This window comes from Fulvimarina fulva (genome assembly GCF_039652615.1).
Lineage (GTDB): Bacteria > Pseudomonadota > Alphaproteobacteria > Rhizobiales > Rhizobiaceae > Fulvimarina.
Genome location: NZ_JBDJAC010000019.1, coordinates 43,872 through 50,475, shown reverse-complemented (window position 1 = coordinate 50,475; position 6,604 = coordinate 43,872). Strand labels below are relative to the sequence as shown.

At 63.9% G+C, this 6,604-nt stretch carries 6 protein-coding genes; 4 read left to right on the top strand and 2 right to left on the bottom strand.

Going from position 1 to position 6,604, the window contains the following annotated elements; translation table 11 throughout:
- Positions 1-193: 193 nt before the first annotated feature.
- Positions 194-970 (bottom strand): GntR family transcriptional regulator, encoded by a 777-nt coding sequence (locus ABDX79_RS18510; RefSeq protein WP_346221789.1) that lies wholly within the window; start codon positions 968-970, stop codon positions 194-196.
- Positions 945-2,681 (bottom strand): glycerol-3-phosphate dehydrogenase/oxidase, encoded by a 1,737-nt coding sequence (locus ABDX79_RS18505; RefSeq protein WP_346221788.1) that lies wholly within the window; start codon positions 2,679-2,681, stop codon positions 945-947. The genes ABDX79_RS18510 and ABDX79_RS18505 overlap by 26 nt, the downstream gene beginning before the upstream one ends.
- Before the next feature lie 254 nt (positions 2,682-2,935).
- Between ABDX79_RS18505 and ABDX79_RS18500 the strand changes: the two genes are divergently transcribed.
- Genes ABDX79_RS18500 through ABDX79_RS18485 form a run of 4 tightly spaced genes read left to right on the top strand, consistent with a single transcriptional unit; the run spans position 2,936 to position 6,536 of the window.
- Entirely contained in the window at positions 2,936-3,340 is a 405-nt protein-coding gene (locus ABDX79_RS18500; protein WP_346221787.1) for an FGGY family carbohydrate kinase, read from the top strand.
- Complete coding sequence (locus tag ABDX79_RS18495) at positions 3,333-4,502, top strand: ABC transporter ATP-binding protein (protein WP_346221786.1); 1,170 nt, start codon at positions 3,333-3,335, stop codon at positions 4,500-4,502. Before ABDX79_RS18500 ends, ABDX79_RS18495 begins: the two co-directional genes overlap by 8 nt.
- A 22-nt stretch (positions 4,503-4,524) precedes the next feature.
- Entirely contained in the window at positions 4,525-5,646 is a 1,122-nt protein-coding gene (locus ABDX79_RS18490; RefSeq protein ID WP_346221785.1) for an ABC transporter ATP-binding protein, read from the top strand.
- Positions 5,646-6,536: a carbohydrate ABC transporter permease gene (locus tag ABDX79_RS18485; protein ID WP_346221784.1), complete on the top strand. Its 891-nt coding sequence runs from the start codon at positions 5,646-5,648 to the stop codon at positions 6,534-6,536. Before ABDX79_RS18490 ends, ABDX79_RS18485 begins: the two co-directional genes overlap by 1 nt.
- Positions 6,537-6,604: the final 68 nt, after the last annotated feature.

Sequence of the window (6,604 nt, the reverse complement as noted above, 5' to 3'; positions counted from 1 at the left end):
GAGAAGCCAGCCGTTTCTTTTATGAGCGGAAGAGTTCGCCCTTCTGGATTCTCGGGACGGAGCCCGAGAATGACGATCGAGAGTTTTGCGGACATACCACGGCACAGGCCTCGAAGCCGCGCGATCATTGGATGCGCCATTGCACTTGGGACAGGAGAGGGCGGAGCGGGACGCTCTGCCCGCACGAACCCGACTAGCTGCGGATGCGAAAGTGAAGGCGTGACTGATCGGTCCGCTGGATCGCCGTATAATACTCGACCGGAAGGCCTTTCTGGTCGAGACTGAGCGACTCGATCCTGACCAGCGCCTCGCCGACCGGAACGTCGAGCATCTTGGCGGCATCCCGATCGGCGTTGAACGCCTCGATCCAGCGTTCGGCGCTGGAAAAAATAATGCCGTATTGCCGCCGCAGCGTCTCGTAGAGCGATTTGTTCTCCATGGAGACCGTCTCCATGCTTGGAACGGCCGAAGGCAGAAGCGCGGTCGAAACCCAGAAGCGCGGCACTCTGTCGACGACGAGAAGACGTTCGAGTTCGACCACCGGATCGTCGATCGCAATCCGCATGAACTTCGCCTCGCGGGCCGTTGCCGGGCGGATGCCCTGTTTCAGGATCTGCCGATGGATCTGCCGGTTGCCGGTGGAAAAATCGCTGGAAAAGCCGACGGTCGTTCCGAGAAAGTCCTGATCCTCCCGGCCATTGGCAACGAAGGTGCCCTTGCCCTGGATGCGGTAGACATGACCCTCCACGACGAGCTGGTTGAGAGCCTCGCGCACCACCGTGCGCGAGACCTCGAAACGGCGGCAGAGCTCGGTCTCTGAGGGAAGAAGATCGTCGGCCTTCAGCCCGGTTTCGATAATGAAGTCGAGAAGCGCCGCGCGCAACTGGGACCAGAGAGGCCCGTGTCCCTCCTCGCGGTGGAGGGGGGAGAGCGGACCGGCAGGGTCAGACTGCGACGCGGGATTGGGCATGATCAGGGCTTGGTTCGATCTCGACGCGGTATTGCGTCACGAGAACCTGCTTGCACGTTCCGACCTCGTTTTCCAGTTTTTCCGGGCTCCAGCCAAGGGTCTGGCCGGCGATGGCCCCCACTTCGTCGATCACCTGTGAGGTGGCATAGCCCTCGAAGGGCAGCATGGTCCGGCGCAGCACGATATCGGTGAGATGGGTCACACGCTCGGTTTCGGCCGCATGACGGATTTCGCCGACGAGATAGGTGCTGGCCGAGGCGAGGGGCTCGAAACCATCCTCGCCGAAACCCTCCAGCATCGCCTCGGCCTTGCTGCCATAACGGCGCGCCAGATGAAGCGTCAGCGCCTTGTCGAGGCCGAAGCGCGAGGCGAGGCGGCCCGCCAGCTGCGTCACCGCATCCTGCGAGCCCTCCAGGCCATGACCGCCGCCGATCGGCAGATCGCGGGTCGAGCGCTTGCGGGAGGCGCCGATCCGCTCAAGCACATCGTCGACGATCTCCTCGGCGCAGGAGCGATAGGTCGTCCATTTGCCGCCCACGAGACCCAGCACCGTGAAGCTGCGCTTGCCGGACGGCTCGAAGACCCGGATGGCGTGATCCCGGCTGATCGCGCCCGTCGAACCGCTGCCCGTCTTGGGCAGCGGGCGGACGCCGGCATAGGTGAAGACGATGTCCTTGCGGGTGAAGGTCTCATCGGGGATGATCTTCTGAAGAACGTCGAAGAGATAGTCGATCTCTTCATCGGAGCAGACATTGTCGCTCGGGTTCTCGACCCGGATATCGGTGGTGCCAAGAAGGCAGTGCTCGTCGTCGGTCGCATAGATCAGGCAGGCCCGGTGATCGGGGGTCTCGAAATAGATCATCCGCTCGCCGAGTTCGCGGGCAAGTTCCGGCGCGCGGAGGACGAGATGGGAGCCCTTGGTGCCGCCGACGAGCTTTTCCGAAATGCCGATCCGCCCGTTCACCTCGTCGAGCCAGGGCCCCGCGCAGTTGACGACGAGGCTCGGCTCGATCCGCATCCGCTCGCCGGTCAGCACATCTTCCAGCTGCAAGCCCCCGTCCTTTGACGCGACGGCCGCCATATAGGGGATCGCCAGGGAGCGCGGCTCGTCGGCCTCGGCATCGGCGACGATCTCGACGCCGAGGCGTTCGGGCGAGATCACGCGGGCATCGTAATATTCCGCCACCGCGCGAACCGATTTCGTCAGCCCGGAAATCGCGCCGAAGGCTTCCTTCAGGGACACCATTCGGTGTTTCGGCATGGTCTCCTTCACCTTGCCGAACCGATCATAGATCACGAGGCCGACCTTGATGAGGGCGGCGCCCTTCGGGCCGGGGTCCTTGCGCAGGCCGAGAAAGCGAAGGGCCGCGCCCGGCAAGCCCTTCAGATAGGAGAACATCGGCACCCAGACCGGCAGCGGGCGGACGAGGTGAGGGGCGTTGAGAAGGAGGACGTTGCGCTCCTCCACCGATTCGCGCACCAGATCGAACTCGCCGGTTTCGAGATACCGGAGACCGCCATGGATCAGCCGCGAGGGGGCCGCGCTCGTTCCCGAGCAGAAATCGCCTTTTTCCACGAGGAGGACGGGAACACCCTGCGCGGCGAGATCCCGGTAGACGCCGATCCCGTTGATGCCGCCACCCACGACGACGACGCCGTTCCAGCCTCCGCTTTCGCGCAATGTGTCGATCAATTCCCGTCTGCTGCGCATGACGACCCTCTTCCTGCGTTCGGACTTGTTCTTAAGTTGTCATGACAAGTCACGGAAATAAAGCTCCGCAACAGCGGAAATCGTCGACGCATCGCGCAAATTCGTGAGCAGATGCAGCAAATGTTTCGGTTTCTGGCGTCTTGACAGGAGACGTGTTCGCCGGTTTGATCTGACTTGTCATTACAAGCTGTGCGGTTCGGACGATCTGGGAGGATGTCCGGCCAAGACCGCTCAGCGCGTATCGGGAGGAAACTATGGCGGATCGCCAGATCGGCATCGATGCCGGCGGCACGTTGACCAAGGTCGCGATGTTCGACAGCGACGGTCGCGAGCCCGGCTCGGAGCCCCATCCGAACACAACGCTGCTTCCCGCACCCGGACGCACCGAACGCGATCCGGACGCCATGTGGGATGCGACCTGCCGGGCAATCCGCACGGTTATCGAGGTCTCGGGAACGCGACCTCATGATGTCGCGGCACTTTCGACCCGCTTTGTCAGTGGAAACTCCCGCCGGAGTCGTCACACGTCTCGGCAAGCGCGCCAAACCGGCCTGTTCGTGAGGCCGATCAGAATGTCGGCGGCATTGCCCGGAAGGGAGCCCTACCACTGGACGACGGCACACCAAGCATCGACACCCAGGGAGGAAGCGTTTGCTTGAACTGAAGAATGTCAGCAAGACCGTTGGCGGCGAGAAGCACATCGTGGATGTGTCGCTCGAGCTGGAGCGCGGCAGCGTCAATGTCCTGCTCGGTCCGACGCTCGCCGGCAAGACCAGCCTGATGCGCCTGATGGCCGGGCTCGACGAACCCACGTCGGGCCGGATCGTGATGGACGGACGTGACGTCACCGGCGTGCCGGTGCGCAAGCGCAATGTCGCCATGGTCTACCAGCAGTTCATCAACTACCCGACCCTCACCGTCTTCGAGAACATCGCCTCGCCCCTCAGGCTTCAGAAGCAGTCGAAAGCGGTCATCAAGGAGAAGGTGGAGAAGGCGGCCGAGCTGATGAAGCTCTCCGGCTTTCTCGATCGCACGCCGCTGGAATTGTCCGGCGGCCAGCAGCAGCGCACCGCGCTGGCGAGAGCCCTTGTGAAGGGCGCCGAACTCGTGCTTCTCGACGAACCGCTCGCCAATCTCGATTACAAGCTGCGCGAGGAACTGCGCGAGGAACTGCCGAAGATCTTCGCCGAGACCGGCGCGATCTTCGTCTATGCCACCACCGAACCCCATGAGGCGCTGCTTTTGGGCGGGCGCACCGCGACGCTTTCGCAAGGGCGCGTCACCCAGTTCGGCGAGACGCCCGACGTCTATCGCCGCCCGAAGGATCTCCTGACGGCCCGCACGTTTTCCGATCCACCGCTCAACGTCCTGAAGGTGGAAAAGCGCGGGGGCACCTTCCACGGCGCCCACGGCGTCGAATTCACTGCGGCAACGCGGCATCAGGGGCTCGCGGACGGGCGCTATCTCGCCGGCATCCGCCCCCATCATCTGACGCGGGCCCGGCCCGACGAAGCAGGGGAGGGCAAGGCGAGCGCCGTCATCGAGGCGCGGATCGCCCTGTCCGAAGTCACCGGCTCGGAAACCTTCATCCATGCCGATCACGGCCATGGCGCCGGCGGCAAGGCGGCATCGCTCGCCCCCTCCGTCGTGAGGGACGAGGCCGGCGTCAACCGCATCATCGCCCTCATCCACGGCGTCCACCGGGTGGAGACGGGCGACCCCGTGCGCCTCGCCTTCGACCCGAACAATGTCCTTGTCTTCGACGAGACGGGCATGGCCGCCGACCGGTCGGCCGACGCAACAAGCCCCATCGCGGCCTGAAACGGCAAGGAGAGACACCCCAATGGCCCGTATCAGCCTCGATCACCTGCGCCACGCCTATACGCCCGGTCTCGCCGAGGCCGGCATCTTCGCCCTGCGCGAGGTCGACCACGTCTTCGAGGATGGCGGGGCCTATGCCCTGCTCGGTCCCTCGGGCTGCGGCAAGACCACGCTGCTCAACATCATCTCCGGGCTTCTCACCCCGTCGGAAGGCCATGTGCGCTTCGACGACACGGATGTGACCATGCTCTCGCCGGAAGCGCGCAACATCGCCCAGGTGTTCCAGTTTCCGGTGATCTACGACACGATGACGGTGGCCGAGAACCTCGCCTTCCCCCTGAAGAACCGCCGGGTGCCGAAAGACGAGATCCAGAGGCGTGTCGCCGACATGCTCGGTCGGCTCGGCATGGAGGAGAAGGGCAAGCGCAAGGCGCGCGGCCTTACCGCCGACGAGAAGCAGAAGATTTCGCTGGGGCGGGGGCTGATCCGCTCCGATGTCGCCGCCATCCTCTTCGACGAGCCGCTGACGGTGATCGATCCCCACATGAAGTGGCAGCTTCGCTCCGAGCTCAAGGCGCTCCACAAGGAGTTCGCCATGACCATGGTCTACGTCACCCACGACCAGACCGAGGCGCTGACCTTCGCCGACAGGGTGGTGGTGATGTATGAGGGCGAGGTCGTGCAGATCGGCACGCCCGAGGAGCTGTTCGAGCGCCCGCAGCACACCTTCGTGGGCTATTTCATCGGCTCGCCGGGCATGAACGTGTTGCCCTGCGCCATCGAGGGCCAGGAGGCGATCGTCTCGGGCGAGAGGCTCGCTCTACCCGACCATCTTTCCGGCGCAAACGGGGCCTCGCCGGCAGGCAAGAGGATCGAACTCGGCATCAGGCCGGAATTCGTCTCGGTGGTACCACGTGGAAAAGGCCTGCCGGTCACGATCGAGCGGGTGGAGGATGTCGGCGCGGAAAGGATCGTTCGAGCCCGGCTCGGCGAGCATTCCGTCAGCGCCATCGTCAAGGAAGACGAGTCCCTGCCGGCTGAGGCCGACCTCGCCTTCGCCCCGGACGCCCTCAATCTTTATGCCGATTCCCGCCTCGTCGATACGAGATCGGGCTCGGCGCGTCCCGTGCAAAGGACCGCCTGATGGATAAGCCCTTCAACAACCGGGCCTGGTTCCTGGTCACGCCCGTCCTCATCATCGTCGCCTTTTCGGCGGTGATCCCTCTGATGACAGTTGTCAATTATTCGGTTCAGGACTCGTTCGGCAACAACCAGTTCTTCTGGGCCGGCACCAGCTGGTTCAACGACATTCTCCACTCGGCGCGCTTTCACGACGCGCTGATCCGCAACCTGATGTTTTCCGCGATCATTCTCGCCATCGAGGTGCCGCTCGGCATTCTCGTCGCGCTCGCAATGCCCAAGAAAGGCATCTGGGTCTCGGTCTGCCTCGTCCTGATGGCGCTGCCGCTGCTCATTCCCTGGAACGTCGTCGGCACGATCTGGCAGGTCTTCGCCCGCACCGATATCGGCCTTCTGGGCGCGACGGTCGCCGGCCTCGGCATCGACTACAACTACGTCCAGAACCCGGTCGATGCCTGGATCACCGTCATCGTCATGGATGTCTGGCACTGGACGAGCCTCGTCGTCCTGCTCTGCTATGCCGGCCTCGTCTCGATCCCGGACGCCTATTATCAGGCAGCCAAGATCGACGGCGCCTCGCGCCTTGCGGTCTTCCGCTACATCCAGCTTCCCAAGATGGGCCGGGTGCTGCTGATCGCGGTTCTCCTGCGCTTCATGGATAGCTTCATGATCTACACCGAGCCCTTCGTCGTCACCGGCGGCGGTCCGGGCAACTCGACCACCTTCCTGTCGATCGACCTCGTCAAGATGGCTGTCGGCCAGTTCGATATCGGTCCGGCCGCGGCGATGAGCCTGATCTACTTCCTCATCATCCTGGCTTTGAGCTGGGTCTTCTACACCGTCATGACCAATGTCGGGGCCGAGACCGGACCCCGCACGGGAGGCGATGCATGAGCACGACCAACGCCACCTTCGATCACACCGGCGACGGGGTCCCGGCCGACCAACACCGGGTCGAGCAC